Source organism: Herbaspirillum sp. BH-1 (genome assembly GCF_002870055.1).
Taxonomy (GTDB): domain Bacteria; phylum Pseudomonadota; class Gammaproteobacteria; order Burkholderiales; family Burkholderiaceae_D; genus Herbaspirillum; species Herbaspirillum frisingense.
Window position 1 is genome coordinate 272,610 of sequence record NZ_PKOI01000005.1, and the last position, 23,119, is coordinate 295,728.

Genomic DNA, 23,119 nt, shown 5'->3' on the forward strand with positions numbered 1-23,119 from the left:
TTTGCTATAAAAACGATGCAAGCGAGGCCATGCCGACTATCGGTGAATATGCTACTACTTACATCAGGGGCCATCCTCGGGGAAAAACACAACAAGAAAAAACGTAAAGCAAGGCAAAAGAATGCTTGTGCCAGATGGATGGAGTTTTACTAGATTTCTGCACGCAAGCGAACATGGGAAGTGCCATCGAAGCAGCCCACCACCATGCCGGCGGCTTCACGCGTGAACAGGCCGTTCTCGACCACGCCGGGGATGCGGTTGAGTTCGGTCTCCAGCAGCGGGGCATTGGCGATGCTCTGACAATGGCAGTCCAGAATGAAATTGCCGCTATCGGTCACCACCGGCCGCTCGTCCCGGGTACGACGGACGATACGGGCCTCGACGCCCTGCCCTTGCAACAGCCTGGCGATCATGCGTTCGGTCTGCTTCCAGGCGAATTGCACCACCTCCACCGGCAGCGGGAAAGCGCCCAGCCGGTCGACGATCTTGCTCTCGTCGCAGATGGTGATCATCTGGGTGGAGGCATGGGCGATGATCTTTTCCCATAGCAGGCAGGCGCCGCCGCCCTTGATCATCTGGAAGTCGCGGTCGATTTCATCCGGACCGTCGATGGTCAGGTCGAGCTGGCCGATTTCATTGGGGTCCATGATGGGGATGCCGACCTCGCGGGCGACGTCGATGGTGGAGCGCGAGGTGGCGGTACAGGTGACGTCGAGGCCATCGGCGATGTGCTTGGCCAGTTCCCGCACGAAGAAGTGCGACGTGGTTCCCGAGCCCAGTCCCAGGCGCATGCCATTGCGTACGAATTCCTCGATGGCGCGGCGGCCGGCCAGTTTCTTTGCTTCGTTCTGGTTCAATTGCATGGATGTCTCCTCTTGAAAAAAACGGGCCCGGATGCGGGCGGGCAAGGCGCTAGATCTTGTCCGTCATCCAGGAATCGAGCGCCGGCAACTGGTCGGGGAATTCGCTGTTGCTGGCCACGGCAATGGCGGTCACCAGCATGTTGACCACCAGGTGGTGATTCAGACGCGAAGCCAGCGGCGTCATGAATTCGGTCTGGTCATAGGGCAAGACGGCAATGAGGGCATCCGTGACTGCGGCCAGCGGGCTGTTGGCTGCGGTCACCGACACCACCCGGGCGCCGCCGGTACGGGCCGCCATGGCCAGTTCCACCATGCGCTTGGTATGCCCCGATTGCGAGAAGATCAGCGCCACTTCGTTGGGGCGCGAGCGCTCGGCGTGCATCCATTGTTTCTTTTCTTCCATCACCGCCGAGCAACGCAGGCCCAGGCGCTGGAACTTGTGTTCGGCGTCCAGCGCGGTGATCTCGGAAATGCCGCTGGCATAGATGCCGATCCAGTTGGCCGACTGCAGCAAGGCCGCTGCCTCTTCGATCTGGCGCGGGACCAGATCGTCCAGCGCGCGCTGGATGGCGGACAGGGAATTGCGGCAGGTCTTGCGCACGATGTTGCCGATATCATCGTGCTTGGTGATCTGCTCGTAGACGAACGGCGCCGTCGGCACCAGGCTTTGCGCCAGTCCCAACTTGAAGTCCTGATAGCCGTTGAAGCCGAAGCGGCGGCAGAAGCGCACGATGGTCGGGTCGCTGACGGCACAACGCTCGGCCAGCGCGGCCATGGTCATGTGGATCACCTCGCCCGGCGCCTGGCTGACGAAACGCGCGATGCGCAATTCGGCGGTCTTCATTTCCTCTTGCTCGCGCAGTATCTGCTGTAGCAGGCTATTGCTCATGACTGTCCTTTATTGTCGGCTTTTATTGTCGGTTTTACCCAGGGGGCGATTCTATAAGACAGCAGGTCCTCCAGACGATGCAGCCTTTGCGCCTGACCAACCCTGACATCGCTGCCGCCCCCCCAGGGCACCACGAAGAACGGCACGCCGGCCGCAGCGGCCGTGGCCTGGTCGACCGTAGTATCGCCGACGTAGGCCCAGGCGCCCTCGGCCAGCGCCATCTGTTCGGCCACCGCCAGCAGATGACCGGGATCGGGCTTGCAGGCCGGCACCGCATCGGCGCCCAACGCCACTTCCACCAACGGCGACAGCTCCAGCAGATCGAGGATCTGCAGCGTCAGCGCATGCGGCTTGTTGGTGCAGATACCCAGACGGATGCCGGCCGCCCGCAGCTTGGCCAGGTCTTCGCGCACATGGGGAAAGAAGCGCGTATGACTGGCCGGATTGCGGCGGTAGTGAGCGATGTAGCACGCCACGGCGGCATCCAGTTCGGCCATGCCAAGCGCGACACCCTGTTCAACGAGGATGTCCTCGATCAGGCGGCGCGGACCGTTGCCGATGAAGCGTTCGACCTGCGCCACCTCCAGCGCGGCATGACCTTGTTCGGCCAGGTAGGCATTGACGGCGGCGGCGATGTCGGGCGCACTGTCGATGAGCGTGCCGTCGAGGTCGAAGATGAGGGCTTCGTAGCTGGCGTGTGCGTGCTGGTTCATGGCGCCTCCCCGAGCTCTGCCAATGCGCCCAGGCGGGCGAAGCTGCCGGTGAGCAGCGGATAGAGTTGCTGATAGATCGCGCGGGCCTGCCCATAGCGCTCGTGCCGGGTGGCGTCGGGGCGCTCGCGCGTCAGTTCCGGCAGCAGGCTCGCGGCGTGGTCGATGTCCGGCCATACCTGCATGCTGACGCCGGCCAGCAGCGCTGCACCCAGGGCGGCTCCTTCGGCCGCGCCCTGGCGCGTGAGGACGTCGCAACCCAGCATGTCGGCCTGGATCTGCCGCCATACTGCCGAGCGCGCCCCGCCGCCGGAGGTACTGACTTGCGCAGAGGACACGCCCATGGCGCGCATCAGGTCCTGCATGTCGCACAGGGAATGCACCACGCCCTCCAGCACGCTGCGCGCCAGGTCGGCGTGATCATGGCGGGCATGGAGGCCGATGAAGGCGGCACGGGCCGACGGATCGGGATGGGGGCAGCGCTCGCCGTTGAGGTAAGGCAGGAACAGCAAGCCATGTGCCCCGGGAACGCTACGCCCGGCGGCCGCGGCGATGGCCTCGAAGGATGGTGGCTCGCCCGCGCCGGCACACAGCACATTGCGGAACCAGGCCAGCGCCCCGCCCGCATTGAGTGACACGCCCATGGCATGCCAGCGCTGGTCAGCGACGTTGCAGAAGACCTGTATCCGTCCATCCGGCGAGGACAGGGGTTGATCCAGCGCGGCGGCGACGATGCCGGCGGTACCGATGGTGGTCTGCAGTGTGCCGGGTGCCACCACGCCGGCACCCAGTGACTGGATCACGCTGTCGCCGCCGCCCCCGATCACCGGAATCCCCGCTGCGATGCCAAACATGGCGGCTGCCTGTGCGTGCACATGGCCGCTGACGACCTGCGATTCGAAACAGGCAGGCAAATGGGCGGAGTCCAGCCCGGCCAAGGCGATCAGCTCGGTCGCCCACTGCCTGCGCCGTACGTCGAACAGGCCCGTGCCGGATGCGTCGGAGACCTCGGTGGCGATCTCGCCGGTGAGCACGTAACGCAGATAATCCTTGGGATTGAGGGCGACCCGCAGCTGTTCATACCATTGCGGCTCGTGCTGCTGCATCCATAGCAGCTTGCCGCCGGTATAGCCGACCAGCATGCGGTTGCCGGTGTGGGCCAGCAAGGACGGCAAGCCACCGGCCGCCTGCGTGATCTGGTCAGCCTCGGCCTGGTTGCGCTGGTCGTTCCAGAGGATGGCCGGACGCAGCGGCCGGTAGTGTTGATCCAGCGCGGTCAGGCCATGCATCTGGCCCGACAGGCCAATGCACAGCAGCTCGACCGATCCCGCTGCCTGCAGCACCTGGGCCACGGCCTGGCGCGCCGCTGCTATCCAGTGGGCCGGCTCCTGCTCGACCCAGCGCTCGCGCGGTTGCGACACCGGATAGCCAACGCTGGCGCTGGCGAGGATGCGTGCATCGGTCGAGAGCAGCAAGGCCTTGCAGGCGGAGGTGCCGAGGTCTATGCCCAACAGGCAGGCCGTCATGATCAGACTCCCACGCCGTGATGCAGACGCACGTGCTTGAACTGGAAATACTCCAGCAAGCCCTCGCGCCCGTGCTCCACGCCGACCCCGCTCTGCTTGCGCCCACCGTAGGGCGCATTCATGATGCCGGCGTCAACATGGTTGATGGCCACATTGCCGACGTCCAGTTCGGCCGCGCAGCGATGGATTTCCTGCAGGTTCTGGGTATAGGCGTAGGCGGCCAGGCCGTAGGGCGTGTCGTTGGCCAGCGCGATGGCCTCATCCAGCGTATCGAAGGGCGCCAAGCCGACCAGTGGGCCGAAGGTCTCTTCGCGCATGACCAGCATGGCGTGGGTACAGTCGGCCACGATGGTGGGCTGGAAGAAGAAGCCCTGCGCGAACTGCTCGCCATCCGGGGCGGTGCCGCCGGCCACCAGCCTGGCGCCCTGCTCCAGCGCATCCTGCAGATGCACCCGGGTCTTCTGCAGGGGCGCAAGCTGCGCCATCGATCCCACGTCCGCCTGCGGATGCAACAGCCCATCGCCGATGACCAGCGCGCGTGTGGCCGTGGCGAACTGTTCCAGGAAGTCAGCATAGACGGCGCGCTCGACATAGATGCGATTGATGGCGATGCAGATCTGCCCCATGTTGCGGAAGGAACGCCGCACGGCGCCCCGTACCGCTTGTGCCAGATCGGCGTGGCGGGTCACCAGCATGGGGCAATTGCCACCCAGCTCCAGCGACAGGCGCTTGATCGAAGGACAGGATTGCTGGATGCGCAAGCCGGTCTGGCTTGACCCGGTAAAGGCGATCTTGGAGACAGACGGGTGTTGCACCAGCGCTAACCCGACGCTGGCGCCATCGCCGGTCAGCACGGTTACGATACCGGCCGGAATGCCCGCCTGCAGGGCTTTCTCGGCGATATACAGTGCCGTGAAGGGAGTGAATTCGGAGGGTTTGACGATCACCGCGCAGCCTGCGGCCACGCCGGCGCATAGCTTCCAGCCGACCAGTTCGGCCGGATAGTTCCAGGGGGTGATGGCTGCCACCACGCCAATGGCTTCGCGCATCACCAGGCTCTGGTAACCGGGCTGGTCATTGGGAATGATCTCGCCGTGCACCCGCAGGGCTTCTTCGGCATAGAAATGGCAGGCTTCGGCCAGCTTTTTGATCTCGCCCAGGGCCTCGCTGAGTGGCTTGCCTTGTTCTACCGTCATCACCTGGGCCATGGCGGACGCGTCATCGAGGATCAGGCTGCCCAGCCTGTGCAAGGCATCGGCGCGGGCCCGTGCCGGCTGGCGCGACCAGGGGCGCCAGGCAAGCTCGGCTGCCGCGACGGCAGAATCGATCTCGGGCGAAGTAGCCACGGCAATGTCGCCGATGGGCGTGTTGCGGGCGGGATTGCGCACCTGCAGCCGCGCGCCCTGCCCCTCGACGAACTGGCCTGCGATAAACAGCTTGCCCGACAGCCGGGCCAACACGTCCTGCATGATGCACCTCCTCGAACGACAGAAAATCTAGTATAACTAGATAAATGCGCCGAGAACAACTTAGAGGTGTTGAATTTTTTCTATATTTTTAACGATAAACGTCCAAAAAGATTCCGCGCGTCAAAAGGTAGGCCCGATTTATGTAGCATTACTATCATTTTGTGATTTCAAGGAGACGCAACTATGAAGACACGCTCACCCCAGGACCTCACCGGCCAGCTAGCCCTGGTCACCGGCGCCGGGCAAGGCATCGGCGCGGCCTGCGCCACTGCCCTGGCCGAGCAAGGGGCCACGGTGGTCTGCACCGATCTTGACGGGGATCGTGCCGCCGCCATCGCCACCGGACTGGCGCGGCCAGGCCAGGCGTTCGCGCTGGATGTGACCGACAGCAAGGCCTTGAACGCCCTGGCCGCCAGGATTCCACCGCTGGACATCCTGGTCTGCAATGCCGGCGTGGTCAGCAACACACCGGCCGAGGAAATGGAAGATGACGAATGGGACCGCGTACTGGCGGTCAACCTGGGCGGCGTCTTCAAGACCTGCCGGGCCTTTGGCCGGCGCATGCTGGAACGTGGCAGGGGCAGCATCATCAACATCGGCTCCATGTCGGGGATGATCGTCAACGTGCCGCAACCGCAATGCCACTACAACGCCTCCAAGGCGGCGGTCCACCACCTGACGCGCTCGCTGGCGGTGGAATGGGCCACGCGCGGGATCAGGGTCAATGCGGTGGCGCCAACCTATATCGCCACACCGCTGCTGCAGGAGCTGGAAAAGGAAAAGGCCTTGATCGCGCGCTGGATGGATCTCACACCCCAGCAGCGCATGGGGCGCCCGGACGAAGTCGCGGCAGTGGTGGCGTTTCTGGCCTCGGAGGCGGCCAGCCTCATCACTGGCGCCGTCATCCAGGCCGATGGTGGCTATACCTGCATCTGAGGCTTCAAACTCTTGGCCACCTTGCCAAGGCGCGGTAGTCCGCGACATTGACGGTTTCTGCCGTCATCGGCTTTCTTACCGACCTTGGAGCAAGACCTCTCAGATGGGACCACCACTTTTCTTCAACCTGGCATTGGTCTCCATCATTTTGACCAACTGATACAGCGCCGTCACGGTCGGAGTCGGCACCCCCTGCTTGATGCCTTGCTCGATCACGGCGCCATTGATGAAGTCGATTTCGGTCTGCCGTCCGGCTTCGATATCCTGCAGCATCGATGGCTTGTGGTTTGTGTGCATCCTGAACGCATGATCTATCGCCTGCTCTACCTGAGGCAGACTGACCGGAATCTGCAGTGCATGGGCCACGGCCACCGTTTCGGCCGCGATGCGCAATGCCAGGCTGCGGCCTTCATCGCTCGATCCGACCGTACCCACATTGCAGCCGCTGACGGCACAGACCGAATTCAACGCTGCATTGAAGGCGATCTTTTCCCAGATGGCTTGTTGCACCTGCGGGTCGGCGCTGCAATGGAGGCCGGCGAGGCTGAATATCTCGGCGATCTGGCTCACCTCCGGGCAGTGCTGCCCCGACAGCGTCCAGATCCTGACCTGACCATCACCATGGCTGTGCACCACCCCGGCAGACCTGAGGTCGGCGGGCAGGTTGGTCATGCCGACGATGATGCGTTCGCGCGGAATCACTTCGGCAATGATTTCCGCATTCCCCAGGCCATTTTGCACCGATAGCGCCCAGGTTTCCGGCCCCACCAGATGCCCCAGGGCATGGGCAGCGCCGCGGGTATGGAAGCCCTTGGTAAAAAAGACGATCAGATCAAACGGCTCGGAGAAGGTGTCGGCCGTCCCGACCGGCACCCTCACCGTATGCACGCCCTTGTCATCGCTCAGGGACAGGCCGTTACTGCTGATCGCAGCGATCGTAGCGGGGGTGACTTCGATGAAACTGACCTGCTGTCCGCTCAGTGCCAGACGCGCACCAAACAGCCCTCCCATGGCGCCAGCACCGACGATGGCAATGTTCATGCTCAATGTTCCTTCTTCAGATGCGCAGGGGCTACCGTAGCGCGGGGAATATGCTTGCGTACCGACAGCAACGCGACAAAGACGAACAGCATCGCCCCTGCCAACATCGCCAGATAACCAGAGGCACCGCCCTGGGTGATCACGATGGCCCCGGCAAAGGCGCTCAGGATGGCGCCCAGCCGACCGAAGGCCAATGCTGCGGCAGTGCCGGTGGCGCGCACCTGGGTCGGATAGATATAGGCGCACAGGGCATACATCGTGCATTGGACGGCATTGACGAAGAGCCCGTGCAAGCCTATTCCCACCACCAGCAGCGTGGTCTGGTTGGCCACGTCCAGGCTGCGCAGCAGCAATGCGGTCGCCGCGGCGGCCAGGCAGCACAGCAACATCGGCACCCGTGAGCCGAAGCGGCCGATGATCAGCGCGCACAGCAATGCCCCGAGGACGCCACCGACGTTGTAGGCCGTCAGGCCGCTGCCGGCCACCGAGGGACTCAGCCCCTCTCCGGCCAGCATCGTGGGAAGCCAGCTGAATGCACTGTAGACAGCCAGCAGGTTCATGAAGAAGGCGATCCACAGCGCCATGGTGTCGCGTGCCTGCCCGGGGGCAAACAACGCGCCGAATCCGGCGCGCGGGTGCGTGGTCTGTTCACGCGCATCGCTGAAGCGGATATCGGCTGCCACTGTACGTGACATGCGCTTAAGCAGGTGTCGCAGCTCATCCCAGCGATGCGGCTGGCGCGCCAGGTAACGCGGCGACTCCGGGATGACGAACCACAGCAACACCGAAAACGCGACCGGCAGCAGACCGCCCAGCAGGAACAGCCCGCGCCAGCCGTAGTGCGGCAACACCAGGTTGGCGAACAAGCCCGCCAGCATGCCGCCCAGCGGAACGCAGACGATGGTGGCCGTGACCGCCAGCGTGCGTCTGCGGGCCGGGCTGAATTCAGCCGTCATGGTGGTCGAGGTCGGCAAGGCCCCGCCGATGCCCAGGCCAGCGAAGAAGCGCAGGATGGCAATGGTGGTGATGTCCGGTGAGAGTGAGATGAGGCTGGTGGCCAGGCCGAAGACGAAGACACTGCCGATGATGGCCAGGCGGCGCCCGAAACGATCCGCGAACAGGCCGGCGAAGGCGCTGCCGATGCCCATGCCCACCAGGCCGGCCGCGACCGCCGGGGCGAAGGCGTTGCGCGTGATCCCCCATTCCTTGATCAGGCTGGGGATGGCGAAACCGATCAGTTGCCCATCGAAGCCGTCCATGACGATCGACAGCGCCGCCAGGCACACCACCAGCTTCTGGAAACCGGTAAATGCGCCCTCATCCAGCACGCGTCCGATATCGACGGTCTTGGCTTGTTCTACGGTGTGGGTGCTCATGCGCGCTCCCGGGCAGTGCCAACGGTAATCGCGGGGGTGGGTGAAGCGATGCGCGCGGGCGCGCGGTCGTGCGGCAAATGCCAGGATGTCATAGTCATGGCGGTCTCCTCGTTGATATCGCGCGGGTCCGATGCGGATCGGCCCGCTGTTGCGATTATTGTTGTGGTGTTCGGTCAGGCCGGATCTGTGCGAGCCTGATGTCGTCCGGCTCAGAACGGGTAATGACGTGGCGTGGTTTGCACCGTGACCCAGCGCAGGTCGGTGAATTCGGCGATGCCGGCCTTGCCGCCGAAATGGCCGAAGCCACTGGACTTGACGCCGCCGAAGGGCATCTGTGCCTCGTCGTGGACGGTGGCGCCATTGATGTGGCAGATGCCCGACTCGATACGGCGCGCCAGGCTCAGGGCGCGGGCGACATCGCGGCTGAACAGCGCTGCCGACAAGCCATATTCGTTGTCGTTGGCACAGGCGATGGCGGCCTCATCATCCTTGACCCGCACGATGGGCTTGACCGGTCCGAAGGACTCTTCATGGTAGATATTCATCTGCGCCGTTACGTGGTCCAGCAGCGTCGCCGGCATCAGCGTGCTCTCGGCCTTGCCGCCGCAGACCAGCGTCGCGCCCTTGGCCAAGGCATCCTCAATGAGGGCGTTGCAGCGCTGTACGGTGGCCAGGTCCACCACCGAACCCAATACCACCGGTCCCTGGCGCGGATCGCCCAGCGGCAGGCTGCGCGCCTTGGCGACCAGACGCGCGACGAAGTCATCGGCGACGCGCTCGTCGACGATGATGCGCTCGGTGGACATGCAGATCTGCCCCGAATTGGCGAAGGCACCAAAGGCTGCTGCCTGTACGGCTGCCTCGATGTCGGCATCGTGCAGGACGATGAAAGGCGCCTTGCCGCCCAGTTCCAGCACGGCGGGCTTGAGGTGCCTGGCGCATTGTGCGGCGATGATGCGGCCCACGCGGGTCGAACCGGTGAAATTGACCCGTCGCACCGCCGGGTTGGCGATGATGGCGTCCACAATTTGACCGGCGTCTTGCGGTGCGTTGGTAATGAAGTTGACCACGCCCGGAGGCAGGCCGGCATCCTGGATGGCTTCGATGATGAGGCCATGCGTGGCCGGACAGATTTCGGAGCCCTTGAAGACGACGGTGTTGCCGCAGGCCAGCGGCAAGGCGATCGCGCGTACGCCCAGGATCACCGGCGCGTTCCAGGGAGCGATGCCCAGCACCACGCCAGCGGCCTGGCGCAGACCCATGGCAAGGTTGCCGGGGACCTCCGAGGGGATGATCTCACCGGCGATCTGGGTCGTCATGGCCGCGGCTTCACGCAAGCCGTCGGCGGCCAGATGCACGTTGAAGGCAGCCCAGTGGTGCGAGGCCCCGGTTTCGGCGGCCATGGCGTCTGCAAACGCCTCGGCGCGGGCCTGCAATGCATCGGCCGCGCGGGTGAGCAAGCTGCGGCGCTCGCCCGGGCCCATGGCTGCCCAGGCGGGAAAGGCGTCGGCCGCTGCCTGCACCGCCGCGCGGGCGTCGGCCACGGTGGCCGCTGGCGCGCGCGAGGCCACGCTGTGGTCGAGCGGATTGCGCCGTTCGAAGTAGGCAGCGTCTGCGGCGAAACAGCGCTGGCCGTTGATGAGCATGTTGACTTCCTGCATGGTCTCCTCCTGTTATCTTTAATCTCGGGGTTCAGTTCACGATGTCGGGTTCAGCGCCGCGCGGGCGCAGCAAGGCAGAAAGCTCATCGCACCAACACTTCCACCAGGCGCGGTGCGTTGGCAGACAAGGCCGCTTGCAGCGCGCCGGCCAGTTCGGCAGGATCGCTCACGCGCACGCCCTGGCATCCCATGGACTGGGCCAACGCGACGAAATCCAGTCCAGGCAGTTCGGTGCCCTGGACCACATCGTCGGCGCCGAAGCCGAAGGCCGGTGCGAAGTCCTGCAGTGCGGCGTAGCGGCCATTGTTGATGATCACGAAGGTAATGGGTAGGCCCAGTTGTACCGCGCTGTAGATGGCTTGCGGCGAGTACATCGCCGAGCCATCGCCGATGAGCCCGATCACGCGCTGGTGCGGCCGTGCCAGCGCCACACCCACTGCCGCCGGCATCCCATAGCCCAGGCCACCGCTGGCCATGGTGTAGAAGCTGCCGGGGCGGGTGAAGGGCAAGTAGGCTTGCATGGTCGGGCGCGAACCGGGGGCTTCCTCGACCACGATGTCCTCTGCCGCGCGCACGTCGGCCAGGGTCTGCATCGCAAAGGCGGCGGACATCGGCGTCTCCGGAGCGGCGCGCGTGCGCGGTTCACGCCGGGCCGGCTGCAGGCGGGTCGCGGGCGGGTGCTGCGCCATCTGCGCCAACAGGTCTTGCAGGCCCAGACGGATATTGCCGACGATGGCGCTGCCCTGCGGGGTCCAGGAGGCGGTCATCGGATCATCGATGAGCTGGTACAGCGTCGCCCCAGGCGGCAGGTGCGGGCCGCTGCCTTCGACGTGATAGGTGAAAGCCGGTGCCCCCGCCACGAAGACCAGATCGTGGCCCGCCAGCAGCTGCACGATCTTCTCGCGCATGGCCGGCAGGAAACCGGCAAACAGACGATGGTCTTCGGGGAAGCTGCAGCGCGAGGACATCGGTGCGACGAACACCCGTGCGTGACAGGACTCGGCCAGACGGATGGCCTCATCCCAGGCCCCGGCGCGGTCCAGTTCCGCACCGACCACCATGGCCGGGCGCCGACTACTGGCCAGCGCGGCGGCCAGCGATGCGATGGCACCCGCTTCGGGCCGGCTGCGGGTGGTGACTTCTGTAGCGGCAAGCAGCTCGGCCGGTTGCTCCCAGTCATCCACGGGAATGGAGACGAAGACCGGGCCCCGCGGCTCCTGCATGGCGATGTGATAGGCCCGCGCCAGCGCACGGGGAACGTCGGCCGCGCGCGCCGGTTCGATGCTCCACTTGACGTAGGGCTTGGCCAGCTCGGTTGCCTGCGAGGCCGCCAGGAACGGGTCCAAAGGCAGGATGGAGCGTGCCTGCTGGCCGGCGGTGATGATCAGCGGGGTACGGTTACGAAAGGCGGTGAAGATATTGCCCATGGCATTGCCCACCCCGGCCGCCGAATGCAGGTTGACCATGGCGGCCTTGCCGCTGGCCTGGGCGTAGCCGTCGGCCATGCCGACCACCACGGCTTCCTGCAAGCCCAAAACGTAGCGGAAGTCGGCGGGAAAGTCGCGGAACATCGGCAATTCGGTGGAGCCGGGATTGGCGAAGACGGCGCTCATGTCGAGGCTACGCATGAGGTCGAATACGACATCACGCACGGTGATGGCGGGCAAGGGTGTCTCCTGCATACAGATCCTGTGTAAGGCCTCATGGCTGGGCCGGGTGGATGATGGGAGGCAGTATGTAAGCTCGTGACGTGTTTGAAAATTGCCAAATTGGATAAAAGTCATAACATTTGGTAATGTGTAATCCGCATATCGTTGAGCCATTTTTGCCGCCCAAACTTACCCTATCCACCCTATCCGCACCATCAACCGGAGACATCATTGAGTTTCAACCTGCAGCAGCTGGAAATGTTCAATGCCATCGTCACTGCTGGGAGCCTGGGGCGCGCTGCAGCCGTCCTTGACCTGACCCAGCCGGCCTTGAGTCGCGCGATCAAACGTCTGGAAGAGTCCGTCGGCGGAGCGCTCTTCGAGCGTCACACCAAGGGTATGCACCTGACACCGCTGGGCAAGGCGCTATTGCCGCACGCGATGTCGTTGCAGCGTGAAGCCCGGCAGGCCCGCGAGGAACTGGACGCCATCCGCGGCCTGGCAAAGGGTGTCATCAAGGTGGGTGCGGTGGGCAGCATTGCCAGTCTGGTGCTGCCACTGGCGGTGCGTGGCGTGCTGGACAAGTGGCCCAACCTGCGGGTGGAGATCATGGAGGGGGTATGGGACCGTCTGGTCGAGGGCTTGCTCACGCATGAGATCGATCTGGCTCTCGGTACCTCCGGCGCCGAAAGCGATGGCGTGGCTGCCATCTCCGACTGCCGCTGGAGCGACCTGAGCTACGTGGTGGCCGGACGCGACCATCCGTTGCGCGAACGCGGCAAGATCAGCCTGGCCGATACCCTGACGCAGCGCTGGGCCCTGACGCCCCGGGGTACGGGACCGTATTTGCACGTGAAGGAAACATTCGCCCAGGCCGGCTTGCCCATGCCCGAGATCGCTGTCGAATCGCGTTCGGTCACGGTGCTCAAGGGCCTGGTTGCGCGTTGTGGATTCGTGGGGTGGATGTCCGGTCCGATGTTCGATACCGAAAGCAAAGCGGGAGTGATCAATGCCCTTGCGGTAGAGGGCCTGAATGCCCCGCGCACGTTGACCGCATTCCGCAGGCGTCAAGGGATATTGCCGGCGCCGGCGATCCGCTTGCTCGATGAATTGCGGCATCTGACCGGTTCCCTGCCCTCCAGCTAGCGCCTACATCAAATGAAAACACCCTGCAGCGTCACTGCCTGCAGGGTGGGTAATCATCTCTTCATCGGCTTGCTATCGGGATGGTGGCCCGGGATCAGACCCGGTAGATCTTCTCTCCGGTCTGGACGATCCTGAATTTCTCATTGGTCAGCGGGTCCAGCGCGCGACCATCGGCCAGCTTGTAGCTACGGCTGAACGCCAGTGCTGCGGCATCGGCTTCGTCCTGCTGAGTCTGATACACCTCTACGTGGTAAGGTGCGCCGGTCTTGCCCTTGGCATCGAATTTTTCCACCAGATCCATATGTCGTCTCCTTAGTCGTGGCCTTGCGCCAAGGACAAAGATAGCAGATTTGATCGTGCTTTCCAGCGTATTGCATGTTGCAGCGCACAGCAAGGGCACGCGGGCTGGGCTGCAGCCCTGCGCGATCAACGATCAATAATGCAAGGTCACCCCGACGCCGAACTGCCGCGTCACCTCGGCCTTGTTGAGCCCGAACTTGGCGCCGGCATCCAGATCGACCGTCTTGTTGGGCGACCAGATCACGCCCACCAGCGCATAGGAAGGCAGCTTGCGGCTGGATGCATCCGGGTTCTGGGCAACGCCGGTATCGGCCACCAGGCGCCATTGTTCATCCAGGCCGTACCAGACTGCAGCCGAAGCGCGCCACAGGGTCTTGCGCTGCGACTGCTGGTCACTGTCGAGCTTGAAGCGGTTGACGCGCACACCCAGGTTGCCGTGCAAGGTCCAGGGGCCGGTTTCGTAGGACGCGATACCGGTCAGGGCGGCGCTGCTTTTGCCATTGCCCAGGCCCTTCTCTTCTTCGCCGCTGGGCATGAAGAATTCCGGCTTCAAGGCCAGCGCCAGGCCCTCGGCCTCGTAATAGCGCCACTTGGCGCCCAGCGAGACGTCCCCCACACCCGTGCCGGTGGGCGACTGGAAGGTCTGCGGCAGGTTGAAGAACAGGTCCAGCTTGTCAGTGACGCCATAGGTGAAGGTGAACGCGCCGACATGACTGGCGTCGCCGCTCTGTTTGCTCCAGTCGGTGTTCATTTCAAGCTGGATACCGCCGGCACCTTGCACACCGGCATCATCGGTGACCAGCGGGTGCGCGGCGAAGGCCGACTGGCTGGCCGCCAGCAACAGCCAGGAAAGACTCAGGATTTTCTTGTTCATGGTGGACCCCATTTTTTGCTGTGATCAGTACGGCATTGCTACCCGGCCACCACGATGACACAGCCGCGCCCGTGCGGACGTGACAGCGCACACCGCAGGCGGGGAGTACAGAGACGTGGTCGGAGCGAACCGAAGGGAAAGCGCGCCGTTGCATGTTCAGAACACGATACCAAAGGCGCAAGTCGCGCATTCCGAACAGAAAGAGCGCTGACAAGGCCTATTTGATGAATATGTCCTGATGGATGGCTGCGGTAAATGCCGTGGCTTTTACGGAAGGAACATCATCGGGCTGGCTTCAGCTGGCCTTGCAGGCGTCTGGAAGCGCGGTTCATGAACACCCGCCGTGTGATGCCAAGTGGCGATGGCCAGACTTCAGGGGCCAGGCCACGAGGCCGCAGCAGGCGAACTGCATTTCCAGAGCGAGGGGGATAGTACCATCGGTGCCTGACAAATCAGCAACAAAAAGCGTCGATATTTGCTGACAAAATCTGCCCCGCAACGAAACCTGGATCAGCCCGGTTGTTCGGTCGCGGCGGCCAGTGCCGAACCGAGTTCGCGCAGCACCCGGGTGGGGATCTTGAGCATCGCACCCCACTCGCTCCAGTCCCAGGAGACGCGGGCGCAGAGGTATTCCAGGCTGGAACTGGGCAGCTCGAAACGCTCGCCCAGTTGCAGCAGGTGCGGCAGCAAGGCGGCGCGGGTGGCATCGTCGGCCACGCAGATATCGGCCACGCAGGCGGCCAGCTCCAGCAGACGGATCAGGCGCTGCTGGCGGTCTTCCTCGTCCAGACCGGTGCTATCGGCCGCCTTGTGGTGCAGGACGGTTTCGCAGAACAGCTTGGGGAACAGCCAGTCCTGCATCATTGCGGCGGCCAGTTCCAGGTGGTCGAAGCTGAAGGCCTGCTTCTCTTCCTGGCGCAGGGCGGCAGCGGGAGCATCCGTCCCGACGCCGCGCAGGATCTCGCCATAGCGCTTGGGACGCGCCGAGGCCAGCGCCAGCCGTCCGATATCCGCCAGCAGGCCGATGGTGAACATCTCCGCCGGCGGCGCGACCGGGATCAAGTCGGCCAGGGCCTGGCTGGCACAAGCCATGGCGGTGGAACGGCTCCAGAAGGCGTCATAGTCGAACTCGGCACAATCGCCACGGCGCGCCGATTCGGTCAGGGAAATCGCCAGCGCCATCTGGCGCACGGCCTGCAGGCCCACCATCAACAGCAGGTCGACATTGACGGAAGCGACCATCCGGCCCTTGTTGAGGTTGGGGATATTGGCGATCTGGATCAGTCGCCCGGCCAGTACCGGGTCACCCTGGATCTGCGCCACCAGGTCAGGCAAGGCGATATCTTCCTGCTGGCACATCTGCATGATCCGCAGACGCACCCCGGACGGGGCTGGCAAGACTTCGGAGTCCTGCAGTTCGCGGAAAATCAGGGGATCGACGTAGGTAGACATGAGGATTCGTGGGGTTCTCGGGTAATGAGCCTGGCGCAAGGCCAGATGCGATGGTCACAAGGATACCCAATTAATGACCGTTGTGCGTTGCGCCATTGCAAACTCCACGCACAAGGAATGTCTCTTTTTTCATTCTCGCTGACAAGGCGGCAAGACGCACGCCGACATCCTGTGCAAGCGCGTGCGGGTAAGCTGATCCGGTCCGGATTCAGCGGGCCACAGCGATGAATGCTTCATAAAAACCTGAGGCAAAGCGAAGACAAGGACAAACAAGCACAGACAAAGCGGCTCAAAGCCGGTACAAGCATCCGGGCCCAGGCTGCACATTGAGCCCAAGCACAGCGCAAGGAAAAAAGCAGACATGGAAGACATGGTAGTGGTACGCAAGGAAGGCCTGTACTGCGTACCCGGCGATTTCTACATAGACCCGTGGCGACCGGTGGCGCGCGCCTTGATCACCCACGCCCATGCCGACCACGCCCGCATGGGTCATGCCCACTACCTGGCGGCCGCGCCCGGCGCCGGCATCCTGCGTGCCCGCCTTGGTGCGGACATCCACCTGCAGGCGCTGGACTACGAAGAAAGCATCACCCACAACGGCGTTCGCCTGTCGCTGCACCCGGCCGGCCATGTCCTGGGTTCGGCCCAATTGCGCATGGAGTGGCAGGGATGCATCTGGGTCGCCTCGGGCGACTACAAGCTCGAAGCCGACGGCACCTGCACCGCCTTCGCCCCGGTGCGCTGCCACACCTTCATCACCGAATCCACCTTCGGCATGCCCATCTACCGCTGGCAACCGCAGGCGGAGATTTTCGAGGACATCAACCGCTGGTGGCGCGCCAACGCCGCCGAGGGCCGGGCCAGCGTGCTGTTCTGCTATTCCTTCGGCAAGGCACAGCGCATCCTGCACGGCATCGACGCCGGCATCGGCCCCATCGTCTGCCACGGCGCAGTGGAACCCCTGAACCGGCTCTATCGCGAAGCCGGCGTCTTCCTGCCGCCGACCGCGACGGTCGGCGAAGCCGAAGCCACCAGGCGCGGCAAATCCAATGCCTATGCCGGCAGCCTGATCATCGCCCCACCCTCCGCCGCCGGCTCGCCCTGGATGCGCCGCTTCGGCGACTACAGCGATGCCTTCGCCAGCGGCTGGATGCGCCTGCGCGGCACACGGCGGCGGCGCGGCGTGGATCGTGGTTTCGTGCTGTCGGATCATGCCGACTGGCCGGCCCTGCAGGAAGCGATTGCCGCCAGCAGCGCCGAACGGGTCATCGTCACCCACGGCCAGGTCGCCACCATGGTGCGCTGGTTGCGGCAGAACGGTCTCGATGCCGGGGCCTTCACCACTGAATACGGTGACGACGATGCCGACGACAGCAGCGCGGCGCCACCAGCCACTGCGCAGGAACAGTCCGGCCATGCGTGAATTCTCGCGGCTCTACGCCGAACTGGATGCCACCACCTCCACCACCCGCAAGCTGGCCGCCTTGCAGGACTATTTCCAGCGTGCCGATGCCGCCGACGCCGCCTGGGCGGTGTATTTCCTGGCGGGTGGCAAGCCTCGCCAGGCGGTGCCGACCGGCCTGCTCAAGCAATGCGCAATGGCCTATGCGCAGATCGATGAGTGGCTCTTCGAGGAGTGCTATCACAGCGTGGGCGACCTGGCCGAAACCATTGCCCACATCCTGCCGCCACCGACCCGCACCAGCGACTTCGGGCTGGCCTTCTGGATGCAGGAACGCATCGCCCCCCTGCGCGGTGCCGAACCGGAAGTGATCCGCAGCGCCCTCTTCGCGGCCTGGGATGAACTGGACTGGCAGGGCCGCTTCCTGCTCGCCAAGCTCATCGGTGGCGGCTTCCGGGTGGGTGTCTCGCGCCTGCTGGTCACCCGTGCACTGGCTGCCGTCGCGCAGCTGGACCCCAAGCTGCTGGCCCAGCGCATGGTCGGCTGGACCGATGGCCGCGCCCGCCCCGACGCCGAACGCTTCGCCCGCCTGATCGGCCCTGATGACGGCCAGGACCATCGCCTGCAGGGGGGCCAGCCCTACCCCTTCTTCCTGGCCCATCCGCTGATTGAACATCCGCGCCAGCTGGGGCCGGTCGGTCAGTGGCAGATCGAATGGAAATACGACGGCATCCGCGCCCAGCTGGTGCGCCGGCACGGCAGCAACTGGCTGTGGTCACGGGGGGAAGAGCTGATCACCGAACGCTTCCCCGAACTGGCCGCGCTGGACCTGCCGGACGGTACCGTCATCGACGGCGAGATCGTGATCCGCCTGCCTGATTCCGGGCAACAGGCCGAACGTGTGGCGCCCTTCGCCGACCTGCAAAAACGCATCGGTCGCAAGAATCTCACTGCAAGAATGCTGGGCGAGCTGCCTGCAGGACTGATCGCCTATGACCTGCTGGAGCAGGATGGGCATGATCTGCGCGGCCTGCCTCAGCAAGAACGCCGCGCCCGGCTGGAACAACTGGTCCAGCGCCACGCCGCGCCGGCCCTGATGCTGGCGCCGCAGATCGTGGCAGCGGACTGGGATGCGCTGGAACAACTGCGCGCCACTTCGCGCCAGCGTGGCGTGGAGGGCATGATGCTCAAACAGGTCGATGCCCACTATGGCATCGGTCGTACCCGCAACGTCGGCACCTGGTGGAAGTGGAAGGTCGACCCCTATTCCATCGATGCCGTCCTGATCTATGCCCAGGCCGGTCACGGCCGGCGCGCCTCGCTCTACACCGACTACACCTTCGCGGTCTGGGACACGCCCGCTGAAGCCGGCGGCGAGCGCAAGCTGGTGCCCTTCGCCAAGGCCTATTCGGGCTTGACCGATGCCGAGATCGCCGTGGTCGACCAGACCATTCGCAAGACCACGATAGAAAAATTCGGACCGGTACGCAGCGTGCGGCCGTCCATGGTGTTCGAGATCGGCTTCGAGGGCATTGCCCTGTCCACGCGCCACAAGGCCGGCATTGCCGTGCGCTTCCCGCGCATCCTGCGCCAGCGCGTCGACAAGACCGTCGACCAGGCCGACACCCTGGACAACCTGCGCGCCCTGCTGCCGTCGTCCCCAGTCACCGAGAGCGAGGAAGATGCCCAGCCCGCCCAGCAAGACCACTAGCCAGCGTCCGCCCAGACGGCGCAGCGCAAGCCCGTCAAAGGCGGCGGTCATCCCTGCCGCCGTCGAGGACTGGTTCGCCCAGCGCCACTGGGAGATATTCGATTTCCAGCGCCAGGTCTGGCAAGCCGCGCAGCAAGGTCGCAGCGGCCTGCTGCACGCCGGCACTGGTGCCGGCAAGACCTATGCGGTCTGGTTCGGGGCGCTGCTGCATGCTGAACCCGGCCTGGGTCGGACCGACGCCCCCGTCACGGCCCAGGGCTTGCGCATCCTGTGGATCACCCCCATGCGCGCCCTGGCGGGCGACACCCTGCGTGCCCTGCAAGCCCCGCTGGCCGATCTGCTGCCACACTGGCAAGCCGGCATGCGCACCGGCGACACCGGTTCCGGCGAGCGTGCGCGCCAGATGAAGTCCTTGCCGCAGGCCCTGGTGACCACGCCAGAAAGCCTGTCACTGCTGCTGTCCCAGGCGGATGCCCGCCAGCGCTTCGGCAAGCTGGACGCGGTCATCGTCGACGAATGGCACGAGCTCATGGGCAACAAGCGCGGCGTGCAGGTGCAACTGGCCCTGGCGCGCCTGCGCCGCTGGCGGCCCGGGATGGTGGTGTGGGGATTGTCGGCCACTCTCGGCAACCTGGAGCAGTCGCAGCAGGCCCTGCTGGGACCCGAAGCCGCCGAACACGGCGTGCTGGTGCGCGGCGAACAGCGCAAGCGCATCCTCATCGATACCCTGCTGCCGCCACAGGCCACCCGCTTCGCCTGGGCCGGGCACCTGGGCCTGCAGATGCTGCCGGCGGTGGTGACCGAGATCGATGCCAGCGGCAGTACCCTGGTCTTCACCAATACCCGCTCCCAGGCCGAGCTGTGGTACCAGAACCTGCTGGAGGCCCGCCCCGACTGGGCCGGCATCATCGCCCTCCACCATGGCTCACTTGATCGCGAAGTCCGTGAATGGGTGGAACAAGGCCTGCGCGACGGCCGCCTCAAGGCGGTGGTCTGCACCTCCAGCCTGGACCTGGGGGTGGACTTCACCCCGGTGGAGCGGGTACTGCAGATCGGCAGCCCGCGCGGCGTGGCGCGACTGCTGCAGCGGGCCGGCCGCTCCGGCCATTCGCCCGGGCGCAGTTCGCGCGCCACGCTGGTACCCACCAACAGCCTGGAACTGGTGGAAGCCGCCGCCGCCCAGGATGCCGTCGCCGCCGGCCGGGTGGAACAGCGCCCGATACCGGACACACCCCTGGACGTGCTGGTACAGCATCTGGTGACCATCGCCCTGGGCGGTGGTTTCCGTGCCGACGAGTTGCTGGCTGAAGTGCGACAGGCCTGGTCCTACCGCCATCTGCGCGAGGATCAATGGCAGTGGGCGCTGGACTTCGTGGTGCGTGGCGGCCAAAGCCTGGGCGCCTATCCGGAATATCACCGCGTGCAGGCCGGCGAGGATGGCGTCTATCGGGTCGAGCTGCCGGCCATCGCACGCCGCCACCGCATGAACATCGGCACCATCGTCGCCGATGCCAGTCTGCATGTGCAGTACATGAAGGGGGGACGCATCGGCACCATCGAAGAAGGTTTCATCGCCCGCCTGCGACCGGGCGATCGCTTCCTCTTCGGCGGGCGCGTGCTGGAGTTCGTGCGCGTGCACGAGATGACGGCCTGGGTCCGCCGCAGCAGCGCCGGCAGCGGTGCCGTGCCGCGCTGGCAAGGCGGCCGCATGCCCTTGTCCTCGACCCTGGCGCACGCCGTGCTGGATCGCCTGGAACAAGCCGCGCAAGGCCGCTTCGACGGTCCCGAGATGCAGGCCGTGCGGCCGCTGCTGGATCTGCAGCACGCTTGGTCGGCCCTGCCCACGGCGCAGCGGCTGGTGGTGGAGACGCTCAAGAGCCGCGAAGGACATCATCTCTTCTTCTATCCCTTTGCCGGCCGCCTGGTGCACATGGGCCTGGCCTCGCTGCTGGCCTGGCGCCTCAGCAGGGAGCGTGCCGCGACCTTCTCCATCGCCGTCAACGACTACGGGTTCGAATTGCTGGGCGCGGACAAGGTCGAAGCGCACCGCCTGGAACCGCAGCAGGCCCTGGCCCTGTTCAGCGAAGAGCGGCTGCTGGAGGACGTCCTGGCCAGCCTGAATGCCACCGAGCTGTCACAACGGCGCTTCCGTGAAATCGCCCGCATCGCCGGGCTGGTATCGCAGGGGCATCCCGGGCAGCGCAAGAGCGCACGCCAGCTGCAGGCATCCTCGGCCCTGTTCTTCGAGGTCTTCCGCAAGCACGACGCCGGCAACCTCTTGCTGACCCAGGCCCAGCGCGAAGTATTGGAACAGGAGCTGGAACTGGAACGGCTGCGCTGCACCCTGGCCGAACTGCGCGAACGCACGCTCACGCTGGTGCCACTGGAGCGGGCCACGCCGTTTGCCTTGCCGCTGATGGTGGAACGCTTCCGCGAAAAACTCTCGACCGAAAAGCTGGCCGACCGTGTGGCGCGCATGCTGCGCGAGCTGGAAGGTGCCGCCGACAAGACCAGCGCCCAGGCCAGGCCACAGCCGCGTCCCCGCTCCAGCCCCCGCAACCACACAGGATGATGAGCCCATACCCCAGCTTCGACGCCGCCGGCGCGACCCTGACCATGCTGCCCGAACGCGCCCTGCTCTGGCGCGAGCGCGCCATGCTGATCCTGGCCGATGTCCACTTCGGCAAGGCTGCCGCCTTCCGCGCCGGTGGCATCCCGGTGCCGCACGGCACCACCCAGGCCAACCTGGACCTGATCGATACGCTGGTGCAGCGGCATGCGGTGCGCCATGTGGTGTTCCTGGGTGACTTCCTGCACGCACGCGCCGGGCGGGTGGCAGGCACCCTGCAGGCGCTGGCCCGCTGGCGCAGTTGCAATGCCGGTCTCAGCCTCACGCTGGTGCGCGGCAACCATGACCACCATGCCGGTGATCCGCCCGAAGCACTGGCGATGGAGATCGTGGACGAACCCTGGCGGGTCGGTCCCCTGGCGTTCTGCCATCACCCCCAGACCGTGGACGGCGCCTTTGCCATCGTCGGCCATGTGCATCCGGTCTACCGGCTGGCCGCCGCGGGCGATGCCTTGCGCCTGCCCTGTTTCGTGGTGGATGGCCAATGGGCCATGTTGCCGGCTTTCGGCGACTTTACTGGGGGCTATCGTATACATGCCCAACCCGGGCAGCGCATTTTTCTTGCTGCAGACGATTGCGTGTTGCCCTTACCTGACTGAACCTTGCTGCGATGTGACGTATCATCGGCCGCGCAATGACACGTCCATTACAAGGAGAATCCGGAGATGAAATTCAAGACTAGCCTGCTGGCCCTGACGTTCGGCCTGACTGCCCTTAGCTCGGTCGCCGCGCACGCCGACGGCCTGGCCGCCATCCACAAGGCCGGGGTGGTGCGCATCGGCGTACCGCAGGACTTTGCTCCCTTCGGCTCGATCGACGGTGACATGCACCTGCAAGGCCTGGATATCGACGTCGCCCGACTCATCGCCGACAAGATGGGCGTGAGGGTGCAACTGGTACCGGTGGCCAGTGCCAACCGCATTGCCTACCTGCAGACCCACAAGACCGACCTGATCATTTCAACGCTGGGCAAGAATTCGGATCGCGAAAAAGTGATCGATTTTTCACAGCCCTATGCGCCCTACAACAACAGCGTGTTCGGCGTGGCCAGCCTCAAGGTCAGCAACGCCGCCGACCTGGCCGGCAAGACCATCGGCGTGGCGCGTGGCACCTTCCAGGACCTGCAGCTGACCCTGAGCGCACCCACCAGCGCCAACATCAAGCGTTACGAGGACAACAATGCCCTCATCTCCGCCTATACCTCCGGGCAGATCCAGCTGGTCGGCACCGGTGACTTCGTGGCCCATGCGCTGGCCGAACGGGTGGCCGACAACAAGCCCGTGCTGAAGTACATCATCCAGGAGTCGGCCTGCGCCGTCGGCCTGAACAAGGGCGAACCGGCGCTGCTCAACAAGGTCAACGAGATCCTGACTGCGGCCAAGAAGAGCGGCGAGCTCAACGGCATCGTCCAGAAGTGGCTCAGCGTGCCGCTACCCGAGAAGATGGCCAACACCTACCACTGACACGGACGACCACCCGGAAAAA

General features: G+C 64.9%; 19 protein-coding genes. 7 read left to right on the plus strand and 12 right to left on the minus strand.

Annotated features, from left to right (window positions below; genetic code table 11):
- Positions 1 to 149: 149 nt before the first annotated feature.
- The 5 genes from rpiA to HBH1_RS09540 are packed head-to-tail and all read right to left on the minus strand — an operon-like array spanning position 150 to position 5,457.
- Positions 150 to 863, minus strand: a complete 714-nt coding sequence (gene rpiA / locus HBH1_RS09520) for a ribose-5-phosphate isomerase RpiA (protein WP_102662544.1) — start codon at positions 861 to 863, stop codon at positions 150 to 152.
- 49 nt (positions 864 to 912) lie between these two features.
- Complete coding sequence (locus tag HBH1_RS09525) at positions 913 to 1,752, minus strand: MurR/RpiR family transcriptional regulator (protein WP_077237208.1); 840 nt, start codon at positions 1,750 to 1,752, stop codon at positions 913 to 915.
- A complete protein-coding gene (gene gph, locus HBH1_RS09530) occupies positions 1,749 to 2,465 on the minus strand; it encodes a phosphoglycolate phosphatase (RefSeq protein ID WP_102662545.1) in 717 nt (238 codons plus the stop codon). Before gph ends, HBH1_RS09525 begins: the two co-directional genes overlap by 4 nt.
- Positions 2,462 to 3,988, minus strand: a complete 1,527-nt coding sequence (gene xylB, locus HBH1_RS09535) for a xylulokinase (RefSeq protein WP_102662546.1) — start codon at positions 3,986 to 3,988, stop codon at positions 2,462 to 2,464. Before xylB ends, gph begins: the two co-directional genes overlap by 4 nt.
- A 2-nt stretch (positions 3,989 to 3,990) precedes the next feature.
- On the minus strand, positions 3,991 to 5,457 hold the full coding sequence (locus HBH1_RS09540) for an aldehyde dehydrogenase family protein (protein WP_102662547.1): 1,467 nt from the start codon (positions 5,455 to 5,457) through the stop codon (positions 3,991 to 3,993).
- A 183-nt stretch (positions 5,458 to 5,640) separates the two neighbouring features.
- On the opposite strand from HBH1_RS09540, the gene HBH1_RS09545 reads away from it, so the two are divergent.
- Positions 5,641 to 6,393 (plus strand): SDR family NAD(P)-dependent oxidoreductase, encoded by a 753-nt coding sequence (locus tag HBH1_RS09545; protein ID WP_102662548.1) that lies wholly within the window; start codon positions 5,641 to 5,643, stop codon positions 6,391 to 6,393.
- Between the two features lie 99 nt (positions 6,394 to 6,492).
- Here the strand turns inward: HBH1_RS09545 and HBH1_RS09550 are convergent, their stop codons facing one another.
- The 4 genes from HBH1_RS09550 to mdlC all read right to left on the minus strand — a co-directional run bounded on the left by HBH1_RS09550 (position 6,493) and on the right by mdlC (position 12,153).
- Positions 6,493 to 7,434 (minus strand): ketopantoate reductase family protein, encoded by a 942-nt coding sequence (locus tag HBH1_RS09550; RefSeq protein ID WP_102662549.1) that lies wholly within the window; start codon positions 7,432 to 7,434, stop codon positions 6,493 to 6,495.
- 2 nt (positions 7,435 to 7,436) lie between these two features.
- The gene (locus tag HBH1_RS09555; RefSeq protein WP_102662550.1) at positions 7,437 to 8,810 is read right to left on the minus strand and encodes an MFS transporter; all 1,374 of its coding nucleotides are present in this window, start codon (positions 8,808 to 8,810) and stop codon (positions 7,437 to 7,439) included.
- A gap of 209 nt (positions 8,811 to 9,019) precedes the next feature.
- Positions 9,020 to 10,471: an aldehyde dehydrogenase gene (locus HBH1_RS09560; protein ID WP_102662551.1), complete on the minus strand. Its 1,452-nt coding sequence runs from the start codon at positions 10,469 to 10,471 to the stop codon at positions 9,020 to 9,022.
- 83 nt (positions 10,472 to 10,554) lie between these two features.
- The gene (gene mdlC / locus HBH1_RS09565; RefSeq protein WP_102662552.1) at positions 10,555 to 12,153 is read right to left on the minus strand and encodes a benzoylformate decarboxylase; all 1,599 of its coding nucleotides are present in this window, start codon (positions 12,151 to 12,153) and stop codon (positions 10,555 to 10,557) included.
- 198 nt (positions 12,154 to 12,351) lie between these two features.
- Between mdlC and HBH1_RS09570 the strand changes: the two genes are divergently transcribed.
- Positions 12,352 to 13,266 (plus strand): LysR family transcriptional regulator, encoded by a 915-nt coding sequence (locus HBH1_RS09570; protein WP_102662553.1) that lies wholly within the window; start codon positions 12,352 to 12,354, stop codon positions 13,264 to 13,266.
- A 94-nt stretch (positions 13,267 to 13,360) separates the two neighbouring features.
- Here the strand turns inward: HBH1_RS09570 and HBH1_RS09575 are convergent, their stop codons facing one another.
- From HBH1_RS09575 to HBH1_RS09585, 3 genes are all read right to left on the minus strand, one after another.
- On the minus strand, positions 13,361 to 13,567 hold the full coding sequence (locus HBH1_RS09575; RefSeq protein ID WP_006465222.1) for a hypothetical protein: 207 nt from the start codon (positions 13,565 to 13,567) through the stop codon (positions 13,361 to 13,363).
- A 132-nt stretch (positions 13,568 to 13,699) separates the two neighbouring features.
- Positions 13,700 to 14,440, minus strand: coding sequence for a transporter (locus HBH1_RS09580; protein WP_199181556.1), 741 nt, complete (start codon positions 14,438 to 14,440; stop codon positions 13,700 to 13,702).
- A 510-nt stretch (positions 14,441 to 14,950) separates the two neighbouring features.
- A complete protein-coding gene (locus tag HBH1_RS09585; RefSeq protein WP_102662555.1) occupies positions 14,951 to 15,892 on the minus strand; it encodes an HDOD domain-containing protein in 942 nt (313 codons plus the stop codon).
- Between the two features lie 361 nt (positions 15,893 to 16,253).
- On the opposite strand from HBH1_RS09585, the gene HBH1_RS09590 reads away from it, so the two are divergent.
- From HBH1_RS09590 to HBH1_RS09610, 5 genes are all read left to right on the plus strand, one after another.
- The gene (locus HBH1_RS09590; protein ID WP_102662556.1) at positions 16,254 to 17,315 is read left to right on the plus strand and encodes a ligase-associated DNA damage response exonuclease; all 1,062 of its coding nucleotides are present in this window, start codon (positions 16,254 to 16,256) and stop codon (positions 17,313 to 17,315) included.
- Positions 17,308 to 19,005 (plus strand): ATP-dependent DNA ligase, encoded by a 1,698-nt coding sequence (locus HBH1_RS09595; RefSeq protein ID WP_102662557.1) that lies wholly within the window; start codon positions 17,308 to 17,310, stop codon positions 19,003 to 19,005. Before HBH1_RS09590 ends, HBH1_RS09595 begins: the two co-directional genes overlap by 8 nt.
- Complete coding sequence (locus HBH1_RS09600; RefSeq protein WP_102662558.1) at positions 18,977 to 21,577, plus strand: ligase-associated DNA damage response DEXH box helicase; 2,601 nt, start codon at positions 18,977 to 18,979, stop codon at positions 21,575 to 21,577. The genes HBH1_RS09595 and HBH1_RS09600 overlap by 29 nt, the downstream gene beginning before the upstream one ends.
- Positions 21,577 to 22,233, plus strand: a complete 657-nt coding sequence (pdeM, locus tag HBH1_RS09605) for a ligase-associated DNA damage response endonuclease PdeM (RefSeq protein WP_102662610.1) — start codon at positions 21,577 to 21,579, stop codon at positions 22,231 to 22,233. The genes HBH1_RS09600 and pdeM overlap by 1 nt, the downstream gene beginning before the upstream one ends.
- A gap of 66 nt (positions 22,234 to 22,299) precedes the next feature.
- Entirely contained in the window at positions 22,300 to 23,097 is a 798-nt protein-coding gene (locus tag HBH1_RS09610; RefSeq protein WP_102662559.1) for a transporter substrate-binding domain-containing protein, read from the plus strand.
- The last annotated feature ends 22 nt before the right edge of the window (positions 23,098 to 23,119 follow it).